Raw genomic sequence first — 21,488 nt, forward strand, 5'->3', positions numbered from 1 at the left:
CCGCGCCGCTCTTCAGTCGCGGCGGACCGGTGTGCGGCGGGTGCCGGCGGGATGGGTGAGGTCTTCCTCAAGCCAGCGCCGCTCCGGCCATCTGTCTTCAGGGCGCGGGTGCCGCACGTCGCTGAGCGTCGCGACATTGAAAGTTCTGGCGAATATTCCAAACATGGGTCTCATCCCTTGATCGCGTTGTTTCAATTGAAACTGCGCGGAAAACGAGTCAGTTTGCGAGTCAGTTAAATTCCCAACTTGTAAGGAAGGCTTACAGATGGACTGGCATGCCATGCCCCCCTTGGCCACGCTGCGCGCGTTGGAGGCCTTCGCCCGATGCGGCACGATGACCGCCGCCGGTGAGGCGCTCAACATCACCCACGCGGCCGTCAGCCAGCAGCTGCGCGCGCTGGAGGAGCGGCTCGGCATCGCGCTGTTGGAGCGTCACGGCAAGTCGGTGAGCCTCACGCCGGACGGGCTGCGGCTCGCGCGGTCCGTGTGCTCGGGCTTCGAAGAGATGGCCCGCGAGATCGATGCGCTGACCACGCAGCAGGCGACCCGTTCGATCAGCGTGACCGCATCTCCGGGCTTCTCGGCGGCATGGCTGATGCCGCGGCTCGGGACATTTGCCGAGGAGCACCCCGAGATCGGTGTGTCGATCAACCCCACGCGGGAGGTCGTCCAACTCGCGCCCGGCGGTGCGGATGTCGCCATCCGCCACGGCAGGGGGGATTGGCCGGGATTGGAGGCGGAGTTGTTCTTGAGGGGGCCGATGGCCGTCGTCGGGGCGCCCGAGCTTATCGGGTCGCGCTCCGTGGACCGTCCGGAAGACCTCGCCGAGTTCCGCTGGTTCCAGGAGATCGGCATGGCGGAGGCCAACGAGTGGCTGACCCGGCACGGGGTCTGCGATCAACGCCCGGGCGGTCTGTTTCAGGCGCCGGGCAATCTGGTGATGGACGGGGTTCGAAACGGTCAGGGGGTCGCGGTGCTGTGCCGGAGTTTCATTGAGCCGGATCTCGCCTCGGGGCGGCTCAAGGTCCTGTTCGAGGAAGATGACGGCCGCGCCTACTGGCTCGTCACGCTGCCCGGTGTGCAGCGCCCGGCGCTCCGCGCGTTCTGCAATTGGCTCCGGAAGGAGCGGGATCGCCAGCTGGCGGATCAGCAGGGGTAGATGCGTAGGGGGAGGCGAGCCCGTTTGGGCTCAGCCCGGCCCGATCGTATCACATGCCATGTTGCGCGCCTTGAGGCGGCGACAGGCGAGATCCGCGGTTTCACGCGACATGCCGACGAAGGTGGCATCAAATCCGCGCGGCGATTTCACCACCTTGCGCAGGCTGCCGTCGAGCGTCGACATTTCGGCGAGCGCGGTCTGCAACAGGATACGCTCAGCCTGATGGCGCGAGCCATAGCGCCCGACGCTGATGCCCCAATGCTGCCCGCCCGAGGTGCTGACCCGGGTCACCACCTCGCCCGTAGGCGCGGCGAGCGCTGCGGGTTTGGGCAATGGCGGGGTGGCCGCGCGCGCCACGGCAGGTTGGGAGGTCGCGACGGTCGGCGTGGGCTCCACAGGCGTCTGCGCTGGCGCCGCGGCGGCAACGATATCTGCCGGTCTGGTGAGCGGCCGGGGGCCGGTCCAGCCGGGGCTTTCCGGCGCGGCGGCTACGGGGGCATCGGCGGTGCTTTGGGTGCCGAGCATCGGCCCAGCGAGCGATCCTGCAGTGCGCGACGACACGGCCGCAGCGCCCTCCGGAGCGGCGACCTCGACGATCAGCGCCTCGATATCTTCCTGCAAGCCCGCCACGAGGACAGGCGCAGGCGCGGCGCGCTGCGGCCGCGCGACGGGGCGCAGGCTCCGAGTGACGGCACGAACCGCGCGGTATTCCTGTCCGACGCCGCCACCTGCGCCCTGATAGGCGGGTTTTGCCGGCTTGTTGACGCGCGCCATGCGCGGCGCGCGCGAAAAGCCCATGTCCAGAAGTTCGGCCACGCGGGCGTTGCGCTGCGCGGTGGATTTTCCGCCGAACATGGTGGCAAGAATGCGGGTGCTGCCGCGCTCGGCGCTGGCCACGAGGTTGAAACCGGCGGCGCGGGTGTAGCCCGTCTTGATGCCGTCAGCGCCGCGATAGGCCCCGAGGAAGCGCCGGTTGGTGTTGGCCACTTCCCGCATCCCCGCATGCGTCGATTTGCGCGAAAACAGGTTGTAGTAATCGGGATAGTCGAAGAAAAGGTGCCGCCCGAGGATGGTCATGTCGCGCGCGGTGGACATGTGCCCGGTTTCGGTCAGCCCGTGGGCGTTCTTGAAAGTCGTACGCGTCATGCCGAGGGCCTTGGCGGTGCGGTTCATCCGGCGGGCAAAGGCGGCCTCGGACCCTGCGACAGCTTCGGCGAGCGCGGTCGCCGCGTCATTGGCTGATTTGACTGCGGCGGCCCGGATCAGGTAGCGCAGTGCGATCTTCTGGCCCCGGCGCAACCCCAGCTTCGAGGGCGGCTCGGCGGCGGCGTTGGCCGAGATCGTGATCTTCTGATCGAGCGACAGCTCGCCGTGTTCGACCGCTTCGAAGACAACGTAGAGCGTCATCATCTTGGTGAGCGAGGCGGGGTGAAGGCGGGTGTCGGCGTTGCGCGAGTGGAGCACCTCGCCGGTGCGCGCGTCCATCACCATGGCGGCGTAGGGGGCCGCCTGACCCGCTGCCGGCACAAGCGCCAGCGCGATGAGAATCACCGGGAGTGTGGGAACGCGGCGGAAGGCCCGCCGCAGCCAGGTTATACGATACATTTCAGCTCTGCCTCATTCCGCCGGGTTGACCCGATCTGTGATCTGCGCGCTCAAGTTAGCACATGAACAGATTCGCGAAAACCCTTTGAATTAAAGGAAAATCACGCCCGGTGCGTGTCGTTTCCCCGGCAGTATCCAGATATTGTGGTTAATCCCCGATTAAACCCTAGGGATTTTCTTCCGCCTCGATGCGCCGGACAAGCTCGGTGAGCGCGCCCAACTCATTGATCCGGCGGAATCGCGGGCTCGTCTCGGGGGCGTCCGCGGCTTCGAGCGACCAGAGTAATTCATGGGGCACATGCACGCCCCAGCCCCCGATCTCCACCACCGGCAGGATATCGGACCTGATCGAATTGCCCGACATCAGCGCGTCCTCGGCCGCAGCGCCGTGGCGGGCGAAGATCTCGGCGTAGGTTTCCGGTTTTTTCTCACTGACGATCTCGATCGCGTGGAAATGATCGCCCAGCCCCGATTGCGCCAGCTTGCGCTCCTGATCGAGCAGATCGCCCTTGGTAATCAGCAAAAGTCGGTGGCTCCGGGTCAGGGTGCTGATGGTGTCCTCGACCCCGTCGAGCAGGTCGATCGGATGGCGCAGCATCTCGTGCCCAAGGTCCAGCAGCTCGGAGATCACCGCGCCGGAGACGCGCCCCTCCGTTACCTCCACCGCGGTTTCGATCATCGACAGAACGAAGCCCTTGATCCCGTAGCCATAGACCACGAGATTGCGCCGCTCGGCCGCCTCCAGCCGGGCCATGAGGTTCTCCGGCGCGGCCGTATCGGCGAGCAGCTCGGCGAAACGGGCCTGGCTCAGCTGGAAAAACCGCTCGTTGTGCCAGAGCGTGTCGTCCGCATCGAAGGCAATGATGGAAAGCGGTTTTGGCACAACTTCGCCCCTTTTGCGTTGCGGCCCCTTTTCTGGCGCCGTGCATCGGCTATATAGAAGCCTCCAGCGCGCAGAGTTCCAGAAAAAAGCAGCTCCATGATGCAGCAGCCTTACATGTCTAAGGATCGTGACGATCCCGGGTCCGACGGGGCGACGATCGTCGATACCAAACCCAAGACCAAGCGCCCGCCGCTGTACAAGGTGCTGCTGCTCAATGACGATTATACCCCGATGGAATTCGTGGTCCATGTTCTGGAGCGGTTCTTCGGGATGAACCATGCGCAGGCGTTCGAGATCATGCTGACGGTCCACAAGAAGGGCCTCGCGGTGGTCGGCGTCTTTTCCCATGAGGTGGCGGAAACCAAGGTCACGCAGGTGATGGATTTCGCGCGCCGGCATCAGCATCCGCTGCAATGCACGATGGAAAAGGAATAGCGCGCCCGCGCGTCCCCCATGGCTGAAACCCGTCTTACTCTGGCGCTTTCCGGTGGCCAGGCCGTTTTGCCCGATGCCGGCATGATTGCCGTGCTCGGCCCCCCGCCGGGCTATGATCTGCGCGCCTTTCCCAAAGATCGCACGGTGATCGTCACGCGGTTCCGGCCGGCTTTTGACGAGGCTGCGGCGCAGGGGTTTGCTGTGGCAGAGGCGCTGCCGGAAGCGGTGGCGGCCACGGTGCTTGTCGTGCCCCGGGCCAAGGATCTTACGCGCGGCAGTGTCGCAGAGGCGGCGCGCGCGGGCGGGGCGATCATCGTGGACGGGGCCAAGACCGACGGGGTCGATACGCTCTACCGCGAGGTCGCGCGCCGGGCGGAGGTCTCTCCGGCCTGGTCCAAGGCGCACGGAAAGGTGTTCACCATCGCAGCGGGCCAGTCCTTCGAGGATTGGACGCGCGCGCCTGCCGCCAATGCGGACGGGTATCTGACCGCGCCGGGCGTCTTCTCCGCCGATGGGATCGACCGTGCCTCGGCGCTTCTGGCCGATGCCCTGCCCGCCAAGCTCGGGGGCCGGGTTGCCGATCTCGGCGCGGGGTGGGGGTATCTCTCGGCGCGCGCCCTGCAAGGGCGGGATGAAATCCGCGCGCTGCATCTCGTCGAGGCCGACAACGCGGCGCTCGACTGCGCGCGCGCCAACGTCAGCGATCCTCGAGGGCAGTTTCACTGGGCCGACGCGACGGAATGGGCCGCCCCCGAGCCGCTGGACGCGATCATGACCAACCCGCCCTTCCACACCGGCCGCAGCGCCGACCCCGCGCTCGGTGTGGCGTTTATCCGGTCAGCGGCGCGTAACCTTGCGCCAAGAGGCCAGCTTTTTCTGGTCGCCAACCGCCATTTGCCCTATGAACGGAGCCTTATGGACGAGTTTGCCACCTGTGTTGAAATCGCTGGAGACAAGGGGTTCAAGGTGCTTCACGCCACGCGCCCCCGCCGGAAATAGGAGACTCACGTGACCTACTCGATTGCCGGGAAAACGGCGATTGTCACCGGCGCGGCCAATGGCGTCGGGCTTGCGATCGGCCGCCACTTCGCCGAGCGCGGCGCGCGTGTCATGTTCGCGGACATGGACGAGGAGCGGCTTGTGGACGAGCTCGGCGAGCGCTCGGACGAGCCGGGCGACACGGCCTATTTCGCGGGTGATCTGCGTGAAAAGCTGACGGTGGCCAACCTGCTCTCCGCGACCATCGATCACTTCGAGCGGATCGACATCCTCGTGAATGCAAGCCGTCAGGTCATGCCCTGCGATCCGCTGGACGGCGATTGCGTGACGCTGGAGACCCTGCTCGAGCAGAACGTCATCGCCTCGTATCGCCTGACGCAGGCGGTGGCGCGCAAGATGATCAAACAGGCCGATGGCGATGATGAGGGCTTCGTCGGCTCCATCGTCAACATCTCCTCCATCGCCGCGCGGCGCACGCATCCTGACCTGCTGGCCTATTCCGTGAGCTCGGCCGCGCTCGATCAGCTCACCCGGTCGATGGCCGTCGCCCTTGCGGCGCACCGGATTCGCGTCAACGCGGTGGCCTTCGGCTCGGTCATGAGCCGCAGCCTTCAGGAGACGCTCAAGGACAACAGCGAGTATCGCGACGATATCGAGAAACACACCCCCCTATCGCGCATCGCCAACCCGGCGGAGGTCGCCGAAGCGGTGCAGTTCCTGTGCTCCGAGGCCGCGGGCTTCGTCACCGGCCAGATCCTGACGGTCGATGGCGGCCGCACCTTGCTGGACCCGGTCGCCGCACCGGCGCACTGACCTGGGCCGGGGCGCCTCAGCCTTCCGGGTGTGCGGCGCGGCAGGAGGCGATCGTGCTGCGGGCGGCGCGGTCGAGGGTGGCGCGCTGATCGTGTAGCTGTGCGAGGATCTCTCGCTGCTCATCGAGATTGACGGCAACGGGGATGTCGCGCGAATACTCCCGTTCCACGCGGCAGGTCCGCCGCTTGCCCTCCTCATCGTAACACCGCTCGAACTTCGTCCGGGTGTAGGTCTCTTCCTCGATGGCATAGCCGCGCTCGATCAACGCGGTCTTTTCCTGAATCAACCGATCCACCACGCGCAAATCCGTTGTCGCGCGCGACACGCATTGCTCATAGGGCGAGGCGCAGGCCGCAAGCAGCAAGACCGGGGCGGCAACAAGGGCGGATCTCAGCATCAGACTTCTCCACTGGCTTTCGCGAAGATAGTCGCGCGCAGGCGCGATGGGTAGGGCGCGCGCCGCACGTCGGTCGGCTCGGCGGAACTTGGCCGGGGGCCGGAGGGGGCCTCAGGAGCCGGGGAAGCGCGCCCGGCAGGCGGCGCGGTCGGCATCGAGCCGCGCGCTGAGCATCTTGCCCCGGGCGACCAGCTGATCGGCCATGCGCTTTTCCTGCTCGATATCCACCGCGCGGCTCTCCTCGGTCGTGTAGGAGCGCTCCTCGGTGCAGTACTTGTCGCGCCCGTTGTCCAGCGTGCCGCAGATGTAGCGGAAGTCGTAGTCGGTCTCCACCTCTTCCACCGCATAGCCGCGCGCGATGTTGGCGAGACGCTGTTCGAGCAGCGCAGCGACCTCGGCGAGCTCCGCCTCGGCATCGATCATGCATTGCTCATAGGGCGAGGCGCAGGCGCTGAGCATCAGGGCTGAGAGCAGGGCGGCGCGTTTCATCGTCATTTTCCTTCAGGGGCCATCTCCCGATCGCTATGGCGCCGCTCTTAAGAGCCGGTTAACAGGGGCTGACCCAAGCGCGGAGGCCAGGACATGACAGCGATGGAAAGTGAAAAGGCGCGTGCCTCGGGCTGGTTTCGGGCGCTGCGCGACGAGATCGTGGCCCGGTTCGAGGCGCTGGAAGCGGGGCATGAGGCCGGGCCCGGCGCCGGGGCGCTCGCCGGGCGGTTCGATGTGCGCGAGACCCGCCGCGCCGGCGATGGCGGAGGTGGGCTCATGAGCGTGATGAAGGGCGGGCGCGTTTTCGAGAAGGTGGGCGTCAATGTCTCGACCGTTCACGGCACGCTGAGCCCCGCCGCGCAAGCCGCGATGGCCGCGCGCAAGGACATGCCGGGCCTCGCCGATGACCCGCGCTTCTGGGCCAGCGGGATCAGCCTTGTGGCCCACATGCAAAACCCCCATGTTCCCGCCGTCCACATGAACACCCGCATGTTCTGGACTCCCGGCGCCTGGTGGTTCGGGGGCGGCTCGGATCTCAACCCCTGTATCGAGTATGACGAGGACACGAGCGGCTTTCACTGCGTTCAGAAGGCCCATCTGGACCGGCATGACCCGGCGCTCTACCCAAGGCTCAAGGCTTGGGCCGACGAGTATTTCTTTGTCCCCCACCGGGGCCGGGCGCGGGGCGTGGGCGGCATTTTCCTCGATGATCATTGCAGCGGCGACTGGGAGGCCGATTTCGCGCTGATCCAGGATATCGGCCGCGCCTTTCTGCCCGCCTATGTGCCGCTGGTGGAGCGCCGCAAGGCGCAGCCGTGGGGCGAGGCCGAGCGCGAGACGCAGCTCATCCACCGCGGCCTCTACGCCGAATACAACCTCGTCTACGATCGCGGCACGAAATTCGGGCTGGCCACGGGCCATGATCCGGACGCGGTGCTCATGAGCCTGCCGCCGCTGGCGAAATGGGCCTGAGGTGCGCTCCGCGTCCCAACGCCATTGTCCCCCCCTGCCGCGCCAGCTATAGGGCGGGCGACCGATACGCAGGAGGGACCGCCCATGTCGACCGCACAGCTCGAAACCGCCATCGAAGCCGCCTGGGAGGCGCGTGACACGATCACGCCCGCCACCACCGGCGAAACGCGCGAGGCCATCGAGGACACGCTGGGCGCGCTCGACAGCGGTGCGCTCCGCGTCGCCGAAAAGCGCGGCGGCGACTGGCATGTGAACCAGTGGGCGAAAAAGGCCGTGTTGCTCGGCTTCCGCATCAAGGACATGGAACAGCAGCCGGGCGGCCCCCAGGGCGGCGGCTGGTGGGACAAGGTCGACAGCAAGTTCGTCGGCTGGGGCGATAGCCAGTGGAAGGCCGCGGGCTTCCGCGCGGTGCCCAACTGCGTTGTGCGCAAATCGGCCTACATCGCGCCCGGCGTGGTGCTCATGCCCTCCTTCGTCAACCTCGGCGCCTATGTCGATGAGGGCACGATGGTCGACACATGGGCCACGGTCGGCTCCTGCGCCCAGATCGGCAAGAACGTCCACCTCTCGGGCGGCGTCGGCATCGGCGGCGTGCTGGAGCCGATGCAGGCCAACCCGACCATCATCGAAGACAACTGCTTCGTCGGCGCGCGCTCCGAAGTGGTCGAGGGCGTGATCGTGCGCGAAGGCTCGGTCATCGGCATGGGCGTCTTCATCGGCCAGTCCACCAAGATCGTGGATCGCGAAACCGGCGAGGTCAGCTACGGCGAAGTGCCGCCCTATTCGGTCGTGGTGTCGGGCTCGATGCCGTCGAAGAACGGGGTCAACCTCTACTGCGCCGTGATCGTCAAGCGGGTGGACGAAAAGACCCGCTCCAAGACCGGGATCAACGAGCTGCTGCGCGACTGACGCGCGGCGGATCGGACAAGAGCGGGGGCGGGCGCGGGTCCGTTCCCACGCCCGGCGGCGCGGGCGCATTGGGGTCGTTCCAGTTTTAGGGATTGATCCATCCTGCGGGGATCATTCGGAAATCTTTTGCTAAGATTTGACGGTCAAGTCTGCGGCATAGTCTGCAAGCACTTGCGAAAGGACCGATCCCTTGAAAGCGTTGACACTCGCCGTTCTGACCCTCCTGATTCACACAACGGCGGCGCGCGCGGCCTATTTCGAGCATGGCGCCTGGGCGACCGTCAAAATCGGCCATATCTGTCACGTCTATTCGCTCAGATCATCGCGGGAGACGTCCGGTGCCCTTGTCTTCAGCTTTCCGGAACGGGGGTACGACGCCAGTTTCGAATACCGGTATGCCCCCTATCCGGGGGAGGTCGATGATCCCTGGGGGCCAAACGATCCTGTCGTCATCTTCGTTGATGGAGAAGAGAGCTGGATTGGCGAGGAAATGTCGACGGGCTGGGATTCTCGGGGCGATTTCGCGAGCCTGACGACGGGGTTCGTGCCCGACATGATGTCCATGGTGCGGGGCGCGACCGGCATCGTCGAAGTGGCTCTGGATCGCGTGGAGCTGGGCGAGCGGTGGATCTACGGCCAGTTCTCGGCCGAGGGCTTTACGGCTACGGTTGTGAAGGCCGGGGAATGGTGCCTGTTCGATCCGGACAATCTGCCATCTTGGTAACAGTCGGGGCAGGTCAAGTCGCGACGTGGCAGCAGACCAGGTTTTGCCATCGAACAGCGATGCGGATCTGGCAAACACGCTGCATTGGGTGTGAACCATGCGCCCTTGGGGGTCAGGTCGGGTCCTCGGCCAGCAACGCCTGAAGCCCGGTCCGGTAGTCGGGGTGCCGGAGGCGCACGCCAAGCTCGCTTTTGATCAGGTCATTCCGGACGCGTTTGGATTCCGCGTAGAAGCTCCGCGCCATGGGCGTCATATCGGCCGCGTCATAGGTCACGGCGGGCGGAAGCGGCAGCCCGAGCAGTTCGGCTGCAAAAGCTATGACGTCCTGCGGCGGGGCCGGGTCGTCATCGCAAAGGTTGTAGATCGCGCCGGGGCGGGGCTGCGCGATGGAGGCGGCGAGGACCTGTGCGATGTCCTCCACGTGGATGCGCGAGAAGACCTGGCCCTCCTTGATGATCCGCCGCGCCGTCCCGTTGCGCACCTTGGCAAACGGGCCGCGACCGGGGCCGTAGATGCCCGCGAGGCGGAAGATGTGAAGCGGCAAGCCGGGGATCGCGCGCCAGGCCTCTTCGGCCGCCACGCGCCATTGCCCGCGCCGGGTCGAGGGGGTGCACGGGGTCGTCTCATCGACCCAGCCGCCCTGATGATCGCCGTAAACCCCGGTGGTCGAGAGATAGCCGACCCAATCAAATTGCCCCGCCCGCGCCGCGATCTCATCCCCGAGCGCGCCGAGCACCGGATCGCCCTCCGCCGTCGGTCCAGCGGAGATCAGGAGATGGGTCGCGCCATCGAGCGCGGGCCGGATGTCCTCGCCCGGAAAGAGCAGCGGCGTGACCCCGCTCTGCGCGATCGCCTCCGCCTTCTCCGCGCTTCGAGTCGTCCCGATGATGCGCCAGCCTTGCGGCAGCAACAAAGCCCCGAGGGCCCTCGCGGAATAGCCGTGTCCAAAGGAGAGAAGCGTGCGCTGCATGACGTCTGTGATGAACGCTCGGATCGGGTAGATCAAGGGCCCCGGCGGGCGGGCGTGCCGTCATCGGCTTCAAGGCGCGGCGACAGCCCCTTTCCTCTGCCCCCGCCTTGCGCTATGACGCGCGCGCCCCTCCGGACCGCCGGGCGGGCTTGTCACGCAAAGGAGAGCCGTTATGGGCTACAAGGTCGTCGTTGTCGGCGCCACGGGGAACGTGGGCCGGGAAATGCTTAACATTCTGGACGAGCGCCAGTTTCCGGTCGATGAGATCGCCGCGCTCGCGTCGCGCAAGTCGCTGGGGACGGAAGTGAGCTTTGGCGAGACGACACTGAAGACGAAGGACCTCGACACCTTCGACTTTACCGGCTGGGACATCGCGCTCTTCGCCATTGGCTCGGAGGCGACCAAAACCTATGCGCCCAAGGCCGCCAGCCAGGGCTGCGTGGTAATCGACAATTCCTCGCTCTACCGCTACGATCCGGACGTTCCGCTCGTGGTGCCGGAGGTCAACCCCGAGGCCGTCGAGGGCTACGCCAAGAAGAACATCATCGCCAACCCCAACTGCTCCACCGCGCAGATGGTCGTGGCGCTCAAGCCGCTGCATGACCGGGCGAAGATCAAGCGCGTCGTGGTCTCGACCTATCAATCCGTCTCCGGCTCCGGCAAGGAGGCGATCGACGAGCTCTGGGACCAGACGAAATCGATCTACAATCCGACCGACGATTTCAAGCGCAAGGTCTATCCCAAGCAGATCGCCTTCAACGTCATCCCGCACATCGATGTCTTCATGGACGACGGCTCGACCAAGGAAGAGTGGAAGATGGTGGCGGAGACCAAAAAGATCGTCGATTCGTCGATCAAGGTCACGGCGACCTGTGTGCGCGTGCCGGTGTTCGTGGGCCACTCCGAGGCGATCAACATCGAGTTCGAGGAATTCCTCGACGAGGACGAGGCGCGTGACATCCTGCGCGAGGCGCCGGGGATCATGGTGATCGACAAGCGCGAGGACGGCGGCTACGTGACGCCCATCGAATGCGTCGGCGATTTCGCCACCTTCATCAGCCGGATCCGGCAGGACAGCACCATCGACAACGGGCTGAACCTGTGGTGCGTCTCGGACAACCTGCGCAAGGGCGCGGCGCTGAACGCGGTGCAGATCGCGGAGACGCTGGGCAACCGGGTGCTGAAGAAGGCCTGAGCCGACAACTCAAGACACAACCGAAACCCGCCTCACCCCGAGGCGGGTTTTTTGCCGCGCCGGGGCAGGAGGCGCCCGTCGCTCACCACCAGCCCGAGCGCGATGAGCCCGAAGCCCGCTCCAACCGAAGCCGGCAGGGTTTCGTCCAGAACGAGCCAGCCGAGCAGGATCGCCACCGGGGGCACCAGCAGCGTCACCATCAGCAGGTTTGTCGCGCCGGCCAGCGCGAGGATGCGGAAATAGAGCACGTAGGCGAGCGCGGTGGAGAGCACCGCGAGCGCGAAGATCACCGCCCAGGTCTCGAGCGCGAGTGACAGTTTCGGCGGGCCGAGCACGGCGAGTTGGAGCGCAAGACTGAGGCCGGCGCTGGCGCTCACCATGCCGAAGGCGTTGGCGATGGGATCCTGGCCCGAGAGCCGGCTGCGCGACCAGACCCCGGCGAATGCATAGGAGAGCGCGGCCCCGAGGATGGCCAGCTGGCCCAGATCACGCGGATCGAAAGAGGTCAGCGCCGAGGGCCCCATGATCACCGCAACGCCGCCGAGCCCGATCGCGGCCCCGGCCAGCTTGCCCGCCGTGAGCCGCTCGTCCGCGAGCAAGAGCCCCGCGACGATCGCTCCGAAAAACGCCGTGGTGCCGTTGAGAATAGCCGCGAGGCCGCTTTCGATCGAGGTCTGGCCCCAGCCGATGAGCGTGAAGGGGATGACGTTGTTCAAGAGCCCCAGCACCAGGTAGGCGCCCCAGACGCCCCATCCGCGCGGGATGCGCTGACCGCTGGCGCGCAGGATGAGCCACAGGACCGGCACCGCCCATCCGACACGGTGCAGGGTCACCGTCAGAGGCGGCAGGGCGCGCAGGGCGATCTCGAAAAAGAGAAACGAGCTGCCCCACATCAGCGCGAGCAGAAGCAAAAGCGCAAGGCTCAGCGGAGAGAGGCGCGGCGTGGTCATGGCGCCACAGATGGCCGGACGCGCCGGAGCGCGCAATCCGAATCCCGCGCATGCGCGCGCCCCCGCGCTTCAGATCGCTTCAAACTTGCCGGATTTGGGATCGAATTGCGAAAGGCTCCCCGCGCCGATGTCGTTCCACAGCCCGTGCAGCGAGAGTTGCCCGGATTTCACCGCCTCTTCGACGAAGGGAAAGGTCATGAGGTTTTCCAGCGAGACGATGACGGCCTGATGCTCCAGCGCGCGGGCCTGTTCGTCCGGGTCGGCGATATCCTCGATGCGGGCATAGCCGGGGCGCAGGATATCCATCCAGCGGCCGACGAAACTGTCGTTGCCCTCAAGCTGCGGCGCGTGGCCCGAGCACATGTCGAGGCAGCCTTTCACCCCGCCGCAGGCCGAATGCCCCATCACCACCAGATGGGAGACGCGCAGCACCGTGACCGCATATTCCACGGCCGCCGACGTGCCGTGTTGCGCGCCGTCCTGCTCGCAGGGGGGGACGAGCGCCGCGATGTTGCGGTGGATGAAGAACTCGCCCTGATCGGCGCCGAAGATCGAGGTCACATGCACGCGGCTGTCGCAGCAGGAAATGACCATCGCGCGCGGGCGCTGGCCCTCTTCGGCAAGCCGCCGGTACCAGCTGTGGTTCTCGGCGTAGGTGGTCGCTTTCCAGCCCTGGTAGCGCTGGACGAGGTATCCCGGGAGGGGCTTGGCGTGTTGCATGTCTCTCTCCTGATGGTCGTCGCGGGATCAACTATCTTGGATTTTCGGGAAATTCGAGACGCAATTCGCGCGGCCCGGGGGGCGGCTTCAACGATTTGGGAAAGAATTGCATCTAGATCGGGCGTGTGGCCGTGGGGGCCTTTGAAGGAAAGGACAGTGAGTGGGTAAGGTGAGTGAACTCCGACGGACAGAGTGTGCGGGGCTGGAAGCTGCGCCTCTGGAAATACTGACGCGGGTGCTGGATCCCTATCAGGCCGAAGAGGTGCTCTGCAATGCGCTGGAGGAGCTCGCCGTTCGGCTTGGTCATCTGGAGCGCATCTGCGCCGCGCGCGATGAGGCCGGGATCCGGATGGCAGCCTCGGGGGTCTCCAAGGTCGCCGGTCGGCTCGGGATGATCCGGCTGGTGCAGGTGGCGGGTGATTTGCAGCAATCGCTGTCGAATGACGATCAAGTGGCGCGCGCGGCCATCGAGGCGCGGCTGATGCGGCTCGGGGAGGCCTCGCTCATGGCCTTCTGGGAGCGGCAGGAATACGGCTGCTGAGACGGCCTCGGGGCCGGGCCGGCGGGGCGCCGGGGGATCGGTCTTGCGCCGGGCGCGCCGGCGAGGCAGGGTTCGGGCAAACACCCCTTTGCCGGAGCCTCCATGCCTTTGAGTTTTGCCGCGCCTTCTTCCGCCGCCGTGCCTGTGCTGGCGGTGGACACCTCTCAGATTGACGAAACGCTCGCATCGCTCGATGCGCCCCAGGCGGCCGCAGCCCGGTCGCTGGGGTTCACCGGCGCGTTGGGGCAGGCGGCTCTGCTGCTCGATGACGCAGGGCGCCCTGCGCTGGCGCTGGCGGGCTACGGCGATGCCAAATCGCGGGAACGGGGCCGGTTTCACCTTGCCGCCGCGGCGGCGAAACTGCCCGCCGGGGACTATGCCCTCGATGGCGGGGTGCCCGAGAAGGCGCTTGCCTCGGAGGCGCTCGGCTGGCTGCTCTCGCAATATCGCTTTACCCGCTACAAATCCGGCGCGGCAAATGGCGCGCGGCTTGTGGCGCCCGAAGGCATCGATGCGGCTCAGATCGAGGCGATGGCGGCGGGCGAGGCGCTCACACGCGATCTGATCAACACCCCGGCCTCCGACATGGGCCCCGAAGAACTCTCGGCCGCGACCAAGGCGCTGGCGGTGGAGTTCGGGGCGCGCTTCGAGGAAATCGTCGGGGCCGATCTTCTGGACCGGAATTTCCCGATGATCCACGCAGTCGGGCGCGCCTCGCCGCGTGCGCCGCGGCTGCTCGATCTGCGTTGGGGCGCGGCGGGCCCGCAACTGACGCTGGTCGGCAAGGGGGTCTGTTTCGATACGGGCGGGCTCAACCTCAAACCGGGAAGCTCCATGGGCCTGATGAAAAAGGACATGGGCGGTGCGGCGACGGTGCTTGGGCTGGCGCGGATGATCATGGCGCTCGAGCTGCCCCTGCGGCTGCGGGTGCTGATCCCGGCGGTGGAAAACAGCGTTTCGGGCGAAAGTTTCCGGCCTCAAGACATCCTGACGGCGCGCAACGGGCTGACGGTCGAGATCAACAACACCGATGCCGAGGGGCGGCTCGTGCTGGCCGATGCGCTGGCCCTGGCTGCGGAAGAGGCGCCCGATCTGCTGGTGTCGATGGCCACGCTCACCGGCGCTGCGCGGGTGGCCGTCGGACCCGATCTCGCGCCCTTCTATACCGATGACGATGGGCTCGCGGCGGGGCTCTCGGCGGCGGGCGCGGGCGCGGCCGATCCGGTCTGGCGGATGCCGTTTCACCCTGCCTATGAAGCGATAATCGAGCCCGGGATCGCCGATCTCGACAACGCGCCCGCCGGCGGATTTGCCGGGTCGATCACCGCGGCGCTCTTCCTGCGCCGCTTTACCGCCGGCGCGCGCTATGCGCATTTCGACATCTACGGCTGGCAACCCGCGGCGGCGCCCGCCCGGCCCAAGGGCGGGGCCGGTCAGGGCGCCCGCGCCCTGCTGGCCGCGGTGCCAGACGCTCTGGGGCTGTGAGCGATCCCGCGCGCGATCCGCGCCTGACGCCCGCCAACGGCCGCGTGGCCTCCGCCGCCCTGCGCGGACACGTCACCGCCGCGCGATTTGTCGAGGGAGCGGCGCGCCAGATTTCGGCGCCCGTGGCGGATCTCTTGCACGCGCCGCGCGGCAAAAGACAGCGCCAGGTGGTGACGGGCGAGGGTGTCACGGTCTGGGAGATCGAGGACGGTTGGGCCTTTGTCACGCTCGCGCGCTGCGGTTACTGCGGGTACCTGCGCGCGGGGGTTTTGGGGGAAGCTCTGCCGGTGACGCATCGGATCTCTGCGCGGTCGACGCATCTTTATGCGGAGGCGGATTTCAAGGCCGCGGATCTTGCGGCGCTGAGTTATGGCGCGCGGGTCCAGGTTATCGGCACTTCGGGGCGGTTTTGCGAGACGCCACAGGGGTTTTTGCCGTCAGCGCATCTGGAGCCGTTGTCTCGTCCTGCGCTGGATCCGGTTGCGGAGGCGGAGCGGTTTATCGGCACGCCCTACCTCTGGGGCGGGAATTCCGGGTTCGGCATCGATTGTTCCGGCTTGGTGCAGGCCGCCTGTCTCGCCCATGGGATCGCGGCCGCGGGGGATAGCGATCTGCAGGCCGAAGCGTTGGGCGAGGATGTGCCGGCGGGTACGCCGCCCGCGCGCGGGGATTTGCTCTTCTGGACAGGGCATGTGGCCTGGGTGCGTGATGCGGATCACGTGATCCACGCGAATGTGCATCACATGGCCGTCGCGGTTGAGGGGCTGGCCGAAGCGACGGGCCGGATCGCCGCGCAGGGCGACGGGCCGGTCACGCGGCACAAACGGCTGACCTCTGGCTAGACCTCAGGCCGCGAGGCCGCGGGCGCCCATCGACAGGAACTTGGCGCGCCGGTTGTGGATCAGCGTCTTGGCATCGGCCTTGGCGAGATCGTCGAGCATGCTGGTTATCGCCGCGCCGACCGCGTCCATCGCCTGCGCCCGGCTGCGGTGCGCGCCCCCTTGCGGCTCGGCGATGATGCGGTCGATGACGCCGAGCTTCTGCAGATCCTGGGCCGTCAGGCGGAGCGCTTCGGCCGCATCGCGCATCTTGTCGGCATCCTTCCACAGGATCGAGGCGCAGCCCTCCGGCGAGATCACCGAATAAACCGAATGCTCCAGCATCGCCACGCGGTTGGCCGTTGCGAAGGCCACGGCCCCGCCGGAGCCACCTTCGCCGATGATGACCGACACCAGCGGCACGCCGATCTGGACGCACTTCTCGGTGGCGCGGGCGATCGCTTCGGACTGGCCGCGCTCCTCGGCCCCCTTGCCGGGGTAGGCGCCGGGCGTGTCGACGAGCGTGATAACCGGCAGCCGGTGCCGGTCCGCGAGGTCCATCAGGCGCACGGCCTTGCGGTAGCCTTCGGGCCGGGCCATGCCGAAATTGCGCTCGATGCGGCTCTTGGTGTCGTGGCCCTTCTCGTGACCGATGACCACCACGGGCCGGTCGTTGAACCGCGCGAGCCCGCCCATGACCGCGTGGTCCTCGGCGAAGTTCCGATCGCCGGAGAGCGGGGTGTATTCGGAGAAGAGGCGCTCGATGTAATCGCGGCAATGGGGGCGTTCGGGGTGGCGCGCGATGAGGCATTTCTGCCAGGGCGTGAGCTTGGAGTAGAGGTCCTTGAGCATGCTCGCGGCCTTGGTGTCGAGCGCCGCGGCCTCGTCATTGACGTCCATGTCCGCGTTCTGCCGTGCGAGGGCGCGCAGCTCTTCGGCCTTGCCCTCGATCTCGGCCAGAGGTTTCTCGAAGTCGAGATAGTTGTTCATGCGCGTGTGCCTCAGCCCGTCTCCCGTTGGGTTCCGCATATAGGCCAAACCGGGGGCGATGCAACCATGGCGTTACCCGTGCCCCTACCCGAGGCGCAGTACCTGAAGGAGCGTTGCGGCGAGAAGGAGCGCCATTGCCCGGTTGAGCCAGACGAGCCGTCGCGGCGTGTCGAGCAGGCGGGCGGCGAAAATGCCCAGCAGGACCCAGCTCGTGGTGGTGAGCACCGAAACCGAGACGTAAACCCCGGCCACGCGGGCGACGCCGAGGACATCCCGCGAGGCGGCGAAGAGCGTGATTGCCGAGAGCGCCATGGACCACGCCTTGGGGTTGACCCACTGGAATGCGCTGGCCTGCAGGAAGCTCAGCGGGCGCCCTCGGGCATCGGGCTGTGCCGCGCCGGTGGGCTGGGCCGTGGCGATCTTCCAGGCGAGCCAGAGAAGGTAGAGCGCCGAGAGGATACGCAGGACCTCGTAACTGCCCGGCACGCGGTCGAAAAGGCCCATCACTCCGAGGCCAACAAGCGCGACCATCGCCGGAAAGCCGAGCCCCACGCCGGCCATGTGCGGCACGCTGCGCCGGAGGCCGAAATTGGCGCCCGACGCCATGAGCATCAGGTTGTTGGGGCCGGGCGAGAGCGCGGAGGAGAGGCAGAAGCCCACAAGCGGGAGAAGCGTAACCAAGGTCATGGCGCAAGGTTTAACGCCGCGCCCGCGCGATGAAATTGCGATCTCTCGACGTCTGGCGCAATTTGCGCAATAAGATGCCGCCATGGACGCGATTGACCGCAAGATATTGCAGACCCTCACCGCCGACGGGCGGATCTCCAACCAGGCGCTGGCCGAACGGGTCGGGCTGTCTGCGTCGGCCTGTTTGCGGCGGGTGGCGGCGCTGGAGGCGGCGGGCGTGATCGCGGGCTATCGCGCGGTGCTCGATCCGGCCAAGCTGGGGCGCGGGTTTTCGGCCTATGTGGGCGTGGGGCTCACGGAGCATTCGCGCGCGGCGCAGGACGCCTTCGAGCGCGTGGTCGCAACCGCGCCGGAGGTCACGGAATGCCACAACGTGACCGGCACGATCGAATACCTGCTGCGCGTGGATTGCGCGGATCTGGCCGCCTACAAGCGGTTTCACGGTGATGTGCTGGGCACGATTCCGCAGGTCACGCGGCTTGTGACCTATGTGGTCATGGGCTCGCCCAAGGATGGGCGGGCCGGGGTCTAGAGGCCGATGAGTTCCGCCTGACGGACAATCACCTCCGCCTGCCGCACACTGGCGATATCGACCAGCCGCCCCTTGTAGACCGCCGCCCCTTCGCCGCGCGCCTGTGCCTCTTCCATCGCGGCGAGGATCTCGCGCGCCTCGGTGACGGCTGCGTCCGAGGGGGTGAAAACCTCGTTGGCGAGCGCGATCTGCTTGGGGTGAATCGCCCATTTGCCGACCATCCCGAGCACGGCCGAGCGCCGCGCCTGGGCGCGGAATCCCTCGTCGTCGGAGAAATCGCCGAACGGCCCGTCGACGGGCAGGATGCCGTGTGTCCGGCAGGCTGCGACGATGGCGGTCTGGGCCCAGTGCCACGGGTCGGACCAGTATTTCTGGCCCTCGCGTATCATGTAATAGTCTTCCTGCGTGCCACCGATCCCGGTGGTGGCCATGCCCATGGACGCCGCGAAATCCGCGGCCCCGAGGCTCATCGCTTCCAGCCGGGGCGAGGCCGCGGCGATCTCTTCCACATGGGCGATGCCCGCGGCGGTCTCGATGATGACCTCGAAGGCGATGCGCTTCTTGCGCCCCTTGGCAGCTTCGATCGCCGTGACCAGCGCGTCGACCGCATAGAGATCGCCGGCGCAGCCGACCTTGGGAATCATGATCTGGTCCAGCCGCTCGCCGCAGTTCTCCAGCAGGTCCACCACGTCGCGGTACCAATAGGGCGTGTCGAGCCCGTTGATCCGGACGGAGAGTGTCTTGTCGCCCCAATTCACATCGCCGATCGCCTCGATGATGTTGCGCCGCGCCTCGGGCTTGTCCGCCGGGGCGACCGCATCTTCGAGATCGAGGTTGATCACATCGGCCGCGCTGGCGGCCATCTTCTCGAAAATCGCGGGCCGGGAGCCGGGGCCGAAGAGCTGGCAGCGATTCGGGCGCGCGGGCGCGGCGGGCTGGATCTTGAAGCTCATTTCGGGCCTCCGAGTAAGGATGTGTCGCAATAACTGCCTTGGTGGTTATTAAATTGCGCACGCAATCGCAAGGCGGAAAATGTTGCGGCGCAGAAACGGCTGCTGCGCCGCGGCGCGCGGGTGGGGCGCGTCCGCCCGTGTCGCGCCCGTGTCGCTATTGGTCGAATTTGCGTCCCGCCCACACGCGACAGGGCCTCGACCGCATGAGATCGAAGGCTCCGGCTTGACGGCTTCGCCGGCACACGGTTTGTCAGGGGCGACACATTTTTTCGGAGAGATCAATGATCCCGACACCTTACCTTCTGTTTCTTGGGGATGCACCCGATCAACTCGCGGCCAAGGTCGCGCAGGGCATTCGCGACTGGCGCCCGCAAAACGCGGTTGGCCAATTGCGCATGGAAGGTTGCAAGGCGAGCGTGGGCATGCCGGATATGACGCTCGAAGAAGCGCGCGCGGCCGGGGCCAAGACGCTCGTCATCGGGGTGGCCAATCGCGGCGGCGTCATTTCGCAGGCGTGGAAATCGGTGTTGCTGGAGGCGATGGACCTTGGCTTCGACATTGCCTCGGGCCTGCACAATCTGCTTCGCGAAGAGGCCGACCTTGTGGCAAAGGCTGAGGCGACAGGCGTGCATCTCCATGACGTGCGCGTTCCGAGCGAGAGCTATCCCATCGCCAACGGCCTGCCGCGGACGGGCAAGCGCTGTCTTGCCGTCGGGACCGATTGCAGCGTCGGCAAGATGTACACCGGGCTCGCGATGGATCTGGAGATGAAGAACCGGGGGCTCAAATCAAGCTTCCGGCCCACCGGCCAGACCGGCATTCTCATCACCGGCAACGGCGTTCCGCTCGATGCGGTGGTGGCCGATTTCATGGCCGGCGCGGTCGAGTGGCTGACCCCGGATCAGGACCCCGATCACTGGGACCACATCGAAGGGCAGGGGAGCCTGTTTCACATCTCCTTTTCCGGCGTGACCATGGCGCTCATCCACGGCGGGGCGCCCGATGCGCTTGTGCTCGCCCATGAGCCCACGCGCGCGCATCTGCGAGGCCTGCCGGACCGGGCGGTGCCGAGCCTTGAGGCGTTGCGCGATCTGGTGCTGCCGATCGCGCGGATCGCCAATCCGGACGTGCGGATCATTGGGGTTTCGGTCAACACTTCGGCGCTCTCCGAGGAAGAGGCGGTCCGATATCTCGCCGAGGTGGAGTCGCGCATGGGCTTGCCCGCGGTCGATCCGTTCCGGCAGGGCGCGGCCCGGCTGGTCGATGCCTTGATCGCGTCCTGAGGGGGCGGGCGATGCAGATCACCATCCGGCGCGACGTTTTCCGCCTGGCCCAGGCCTTTACCATCTCGCGCGGTTCGCGCACGGCGGCACATGTCCTGACGGTCGAGATCGCCGAGGGCGGGCACATCGGGCGCGGCGAATGCGTGCCCTACGCGCGCTATGATGAGAGCCTTGAGAGCGTAGAGGCCGAGATTCGGGGCCTGCCGGCGGCCTTCGATCGCGCGGGCCTGCAGGACTTGCTGCCCGCCGGCGCGGCGCGCAACGCGGTCGATTGCGCGCTTTGGGATCTGGAGGCCAAGCAAGCGGGCCGCCCGGTCTGGGAGCTTGCGGGCCTGCCCCGCCCTGGCCCGGAGATCACCGCCTACACCCTCTCGCTCAACGCGCCCGAGAAGATGCGCGACCAGGCCCGGGCCAATGCCGCGCGCCCCCTGCTGAAGATCAAGCTCGGCACCGAGGACGATCTGGAGCGGCTGGAGGCCGTGCGGGCCGGGGCGCCGGACGCGCGGATCATCGTGGATGCCAACGAGGGCTGGAGCCCGGAGAGCTACGCCGCGCTCGCGCCGCACCTGATGCGCCTCGGGGTCGAGATGGTCGAGCAGCCGCTGCCCGCGGGCTCCGATGACGCGCTGGCCGAGATGGAGCGGCCGGTGCCGATCTGCGCCGACGAGAGCTGCCATGACCGCGCCAGCCTGCCCGGCCTGCGCGGGAAATACGACATGGTGAACATCAAGCTCGACAAGACCGGCGGTCTGACCGAAGCGCTGGCCCTGCGGGACGCGGCGCTGGCGGAGGGCTATGCGATCATGGTCGGCTGCATGATCGGCTCGTCGCTCGCCATGGCCCCGGCGGCGCTGGTGGCGCAGGGCGCGGCGGTGACGGATCTTGACGCGCCCCTGCTTCTGGCGGAAGACCGCGAGGCGCCGCTGCACTACGATGCGCGCGGCGTCCATCCCGCCCGTCCCGCGCTGTGGGGCTGAGA

General features: G+C 66.9%; 25 protein-coding genes. 14 read left to right on the plus strand and 11 right to left on the minus strand.

The features are described from left to right. Positions 1-12: 12 nt before the first annotated feature. The gene (locus tag BM353_RS16920; RefSeq protein ID WP_177220512.1) at positions 13-165 is read right to left on the minus strand and encodes a hypothetical protein; all 153 of its coding nucleotides are present in this window, start codon (positions 163-165) and stop codon (positions 13-15) included. A 100-nt stretch (positions 166-265) separates the two neighbouring features. On the opposite strand from BM353_RS16920, the gene BM353_RS09155 reads away from it, so the two are divergent. Further along, complete coding sequence (locus BM353_RS09155) at positions 266-1,159, plus strand: LysR family transcriptional regulator (protein WP_092079669.1); 894 nt, start codon at positions 266-268, stop codon at positions 1,157-1,159. Positions 1,160-1,189: 30 nt separating this feature from the next. Here BM353_RS09155 and BM353_RS09160 read toward each other — a convergent pair whose 3' ends face one another. Beyond that, positions 1,190-2,764: a serine hydrolase gene (locus BM353_RS09160; RefSeq protein WP_092079672.1), complete on the minus strand. Its 1,575-nt coding sequence runs from the start codon at positions 2,762-2,764 to the stop codon at positions 1,190-1,192. Positions 2,765-2,930: 166 nt separating this feature from the next. Then, positions 2,931-3,647 carry an HAD family hydrolase gene (locus BM353_RS09165; RefSeq protein WP_092079675.1) on the minus strand — a complete coding sequence of 239 codons (717 nt, stop codon included), beginning with the start codon at positions 3,645-3,647 and terminating at the stop codon, positions 2,931-2,933. A gap of 114 nt (positions 3,648-3,761) precedes the next feature. Between BM353_RS09165 and clpS the strand changes: the two genes are divergently transcribed. From clpS to BM353_RS09180, 3 genes are read left to right on the plus strand one after another with little or no spacing between them, the layout of a single operon-like run. Next, positions 3,762-4,082 (plus strand): ATP-dependent Clp protease adapter ClpS, encoded by a 321-nt coding sequence (gene clpS / locus BM353_RS09170; RefSeq protein ID WP_245759610.1) that lies wholly within the window; start codon positions 3,762-3,764, stop codon positions 4,080-4,082. 18 nt (positions 4,083-4,100) lie between these two features. After that, positions 4,101-5,081, plus strand: coding sequence for a class I SAM-dependent methyltransferase (locus BM353_RS09175; protein WP_092079681.1), 981 nt, complete (start codon positions 4,101-4,103; stop codon positions 5,079-5,081). A 9-nt stretch (positions 5,082-5,090) separates the two neighbouring features. After that, positions 5,091-5,894, plus strand: coding sequence for an SDR family NAD(P)-dependent oxidoreductase (locus tag BM353_RS09180; RefSeq protein WP_092079684.1), 804 nt, complete (start codon positions 5,091-5,093; stop codon positions 5,892-5,894). A gap of 16 nt (positions 5,895-5,910) precedes the next feature. Here the strand turns inward: BM353_RS09180 and BM353_RS09185 are convergent, their stop codons facing one another. Both BM353_RS09185 and BM353_RS09190 read right to left on the minus strand, forming a co-directional pair. Beyond that, positions 5,911-6,291: a hypothetical protein gene (locus tag BM353_RS09185; protein ID WP_092079687.1), complete on the minus strand. Its 381-nt coding sequence runs from the start codon at positions 6,289-6,291 to the stop codon at positions 5,911-5,913. Positions 6,292-6,402: 111 nt separating this feature from the next. After that, entirely contained in the window at positions 6,403-6,780 is a 378-nt protein-coding gene (locus BM353_RS09190) for a hypothetical protein (protein ID WP_092079690.1), read from the minus strand. A gap of 93 nt (positions 6,781-6,873) precedes the next feature. Here BM353_RS09190 and hemF point away from each other — a divergent pair, with 93 nt between their 5' ends. From hemF to BM353_RS09205, 3 genes are all read left to right on the plus strand, one after another. Then, entirely contained in the window at positions 6,874-7,752 is an 879-nt protein-coding gene (hemF, locus tag BM353_RS09195; RefSeq protein ID WP_092079693.1) for an oxygen-dependent coproporphyrinogen oxidase, read from the plus strand. 84 nt (positions 7,753-7,836) lie between these two features. Beyond that, positions 7,837-8,661, plus strand: a complete 825-nt coding sequence (gene dapD, locus BM353_RS09200; protein WP_092079695.1) for a 2,3,4,5-tetrahydropyridine-2,6-dicarboxylate N-succinyltransferase — start codon at positions 7,837-7,839, stop codon at positions 8,659-8,661. Positions 8,662-8,851: 190 nt separating this feature from the next. Beyond that, on the plus strand, positions 8,852-9,385 hold the full coding sequence (locus tag BM353_RS09205; RefSeq protein WP_143104135.1) for a hypothetical protein: 534 nt from the start codon (positions 8,852-8,854) through the stop codon (positions 9,383-9,385). Positions 9,386-9,497: 112 nt separating this feature from the next. Here the strand turns inward: BM353_RS09205 and BM353_RS09210 are convergent, their stop codons facing one another. Further along, a complete protein-coding gene (locus BM353_RS09210; protein ID WP_092080023.1) occupies positions 9,498-10,355 on the minus strand; it encodes an SDR family oxidoreductase in 858 nt (285 codons plus the stop codon). A 172-nt stretch (positions 10,356-10,527) separates the two neighbouring features. Here BM353_RS09210 and BM353_RS09215 point away from each other — a divergent pair, with 172 nt between their 5' ends. Next, positions 10,528-11,550, plus strand: a complete 1,023-nt coding sequence (locus BM353_RS09215; RefSeq protein ID WP_092079701.1) for an aspartate-semialdehyde dehydrogenase — start codon at positions 10,528-10,530, stop codon at positions 11,548-11,550. Between the two features lie 32 nt (positions 11,551-11,582). Here the strand turns inward: BM353_RS09215 and BM353_RS09220 are convergent, their stop codons facing one another. After that, positions 11,583-12,500, minus strand: coding sequence for a DMT family transporter (locus tag BM353_RS09220; protein ID WP_092079703.1), 918 nt, complete (start codon positions 12,498-12,500; stop codon positions 11,583-11,585). A 69-nt stretch (positions 12,501-12,569) separates the two neighbouring features. Continuing rightward, positions 12,570-13,220, minus strand: a complete 651-nt coding sequence (locus tag BM353_RS09225; RefSeq protein ID WP_092079706.1) for a carbonic anhydrase — start codon at positions 13,218-13,220, stop codon at positions 12,570-12,572. 169 nt (positions 13,221-13,389) lie between these two features. Between BM353_RS09225 and BM353_RS09230 the strand changes: the two genes are divergently transcribed. From BM353_RS09230 to BM353_RS09240, 3 genes are all read left to right on the plus strand, one after another. Further along, complete coding sequence (locus tag BM353_RS09230) at positions 13,390-13,761, plus strand: hypothetical protein (protein WP_143104136.1); 372 nt, start codon at positions 13,390-13,392, stop codon at positions 13,759-13,761. 102 nt (positions 13,762-13,863) lie between these two features. Then, positions 13,864-15,246 carry a leucyl aminopeptidase family protein gene (locus tag BM353_RS09235; RefSeq protein WP_092079712.1) on the plus strand — a complete coding sequence of 461 codons (1,383 nt, stop codon included), beginning with the start codon at positions 13,864-13,866 and terminating at the stop codon, positions 15,244-15,246. Next, complete coding sequence (locus tag BM353_RS09240) at positions 15,243-16,088, plus strand: C40 family peptidase (RefSeq protein WP_092079715.1); 846 nt, start codon at positions 15,243-15,245, stop codon at positions 16,086-16,088. Before BM353_RS09235 ends, BM353_RS09240 begins: the two co-directional genes overlap by 4 nt. Before the next feature lie 3 nt (positions 16,089-16,091). Here BM353_RS09240 and BM353_RS09245 read toward each other — a convergent pair whose 3' ends face one another. After that, positions 16,092-17,054 carry an acetyl-CoA carboxylase carboxyltransferase subunit alpha gene (locus BM353_RS09245; RefSeq protein ID WP_092079717.1) on the minus strand — a complete coding sequence of 321 codons (963 nt, stop codon included), beginning with the start codon at positions 17,052-17,054 and terminating at the stop codon, positions 16,092-16,094. An 84-nt stretch (positions 17,055-17,138) separates the two neighbouring features. After that, entirely contained in the window at positions 17,139-17,741 is a 603-nt protein-coding gene (locus BM353_RS09250) for a LysE family translocator (RefSeq protein WP_092079720.1), read from the minus strand. Positions 17,742-17,823: 82 nt separating this feature from the next. On the opposite strand from BM353_RS09250, the gene BM353_RS09255 reads away from it, so the two are divergent. Then, a complete protein-coding gene (locus BM353_RS09255) occupies positions 17,824-18,273 on the plus strand; it encodes an Lrp/AsnC family transcriptional regulator (RefSeq protein ID WP_092079723.1) in 450 nt (149 codons plus the stop codon). On the opposite strand, the gene BM353_RS09260 is transcribed toward BM353_RS09255, so the two are convergent. Further along, positions 18,270-19,226, minus strand: coding sequence for an L-malyl-CoA/beta-methylmalyl-CoA lyase (locus BM353_RS09260; RefSeq protein WP_092079726.1), 957 nt, complete (start codon positions 19,224-19,226; stop codon positions 18,270-18,272). The genes BM353_RS09255 and BM353_RS09260 overlap by 4 nt on opposite strands. A 281-nt stretch (positions 19,227-19,507) precedes the next feature. Between BM353_RS09260 and dgcN the strand changes: the two genes are divergently transcribed. Both dgcN and dgcA read left to right on the plus strand, forming a co-directional pair. Continuing rightward, a complete protein-coding gene (gene dgcN, locus BM353_RS09265; protein ID WP_092079729.1) occupies positions 19,508-20,509 on the plus strand; it encodes an N-acetyltransferase DgcN in 1,002 nt (333 codons plus the stop codon). An 11-nt stretch (positions 20,510-20,520) separates the two neighbouring features. Beyond that, positions 20,521-21,486 carry an N-acetyl-D-Glu racemase DgcA gene (gene dgcA / locus BM353_RS09270; RefSeq protein WP_092079732.1) on the plus strand — a complete coding sequence of 322 codons (966 nt, stop codon included), beginning with the start codon at positions 20,521-20,523 and terminating at the stop codon, positions 21,484-21,486. Positions 21,487-21,488 lie beyond the last annotated feature (2 nt).

Origin of the sequence: Poseidonocella sedimentorum, from assembly GCF_900116005.1 — a bacterium.
In the GTDB taxonomy this organism is placed as follows: Bacteria; Pseudomonadota; Alphaproteobacteria; order Rhodobacterales; family Rhodobacteraceae; genus Poseidonocella; species Poseidonocella sedimentorum.

Bases quoted from the DNA above. Each gene is read 5' to 3' on its own strand.
- BM353_RS16920 (WP_177220512.1), bottom strand. From the start codon at position 165: ATGTTTGGAATATTCGCCAGAACTTTCAATGTCGCGACGCTCAGCGAC.
- BM353_RS09155 (WP_092079669.1), top strand. From the start codon at position 266: ATGGACTGGCATGCCATGCCCCCCTTGGCCACGCTGCGCGCGTTGGAG.
- BM353_RS09160 (WP_092079672.1), bottom strand. From the start codon at position 2,764: ATGTATCGTATAACCTGGCTGCGGCGGGCCTTCCGCCGCGTTCCCACA.
- clpS (WP_245759610.1), top strand. From the start codon at position 3,762: ATGTCTAAGGATCGTGACGATCCCGGGTCCGACGGGGCGACGATCGTC.
- BM353_RS09175 (WP_092079681.1), top strand. From the start codon at position 4,101: ATGGCTGAAACCCGTCTTACTCTGGCGCTTTCCGGTGGCCAGGCCGTT.
- BM353_RS09185 (WP_092079687.1), bottom strand. From the start codon at position 6,291: ATGCTGAGATCCGCCCTTGTTGCCGCCCCGGTCTTGCTGCTTGCGGCC.
- BM353_RS09190 (WP_092079690.1), bottom strand. From the start codon at position 6,780: ATGAAACGCGCCGCCCTGCTCTCAGCCCTGATGCTCAGCGCCTGCGCC.
- hemF (WP_092079693.1), top strand. From the start codon at position 6,874: ATGACAGCGATGGAAAGTGAAAAGGCGCGTGCCTCGGGCTGGTTTCGG.
- dapD (WP_092079695.1), top strand. From the start codon at position 7,837: ATGTCGACCGCACAGCTCGAAACCGCCATCGAAGCCGCCTGGGAGGCG.
- BM353_RS09210 (WP_092080023.1), bottom strand. From the start codon at position 10,355: ATGCAGCGCACGCTTCTCTCCTTTGGACACGGCTATTCCGCGAGGGCC.
- BM353_RS09215 (WP_092079701.1), top strand. From the start codon at position 10,528: ATGGGCTACAAGGTCGTCGTTGTCGGCGCCACGGGGAACGTGGGCCGG.
- BM353_RS09220 (WP_092079703.1), bottom strand. From the start codon at position 12,500: ATGACCACGCCGCGCCTCTCTCCGCTGAGCCTTGCGCTTTTGCTTCTG.
- BM353_RS09225 (WP_092079706.1), bottom strand. From the start codon at position 13,220: ATGCAACACGCCAAGCCCCTCCCGGGATACCTCGTCCAGCGCTACCAG.
- BM353_RS09235 (WP_092079712.1), top strand. From the start codon at position 13,864: ATGCCTTTGAGTTTTGCCGCGCCTTCTTCCGCCGCCGTGCCTGTGCTG.
- BM353_RS09245 (WP_092079717.1), bottom strand. From the start codon at position 17,054: ATGAACAACTATCTCGACTTCGAGAAACCTCTGGCCGAGATCGAGGGC.
- BM353_RS09250 (WP_092079720.1), bottom strand. From the start codon at position 17,741: ATGACCTTGGTTACGCTTCTCCCGCTTGTGGGCTTCTGCCTCTCCTCC.
- BM353_RS09255 (WP_092079723.1), top strand. From the start codon at position 17,824: ATGGACGCGATTGACCGCAAGATATTGCAGACCCTCACCGCCGACGGG.
- BM353_RS09260 (WP_092079726.1), bottom strand. From the start codon at position 19,226: ATGAGCTTCAAGATCCAGCCCGCCGCGCCCGCGCGCCCGAATCGCTGC.
- dgcN (WP_092079729.1), top strand. From the start codon at position 19,508: ATGATCCCGACACCTTACCTTCTGTTTCTTGGGGATGCACCCGATCAA.
- dgcA (WP_092079732.1), top strand. From the start codon at position 20,521: ATGCAGATCACCATCCGGCGCGACGTTTTCCGCCTGGCCCAGGCCTTT.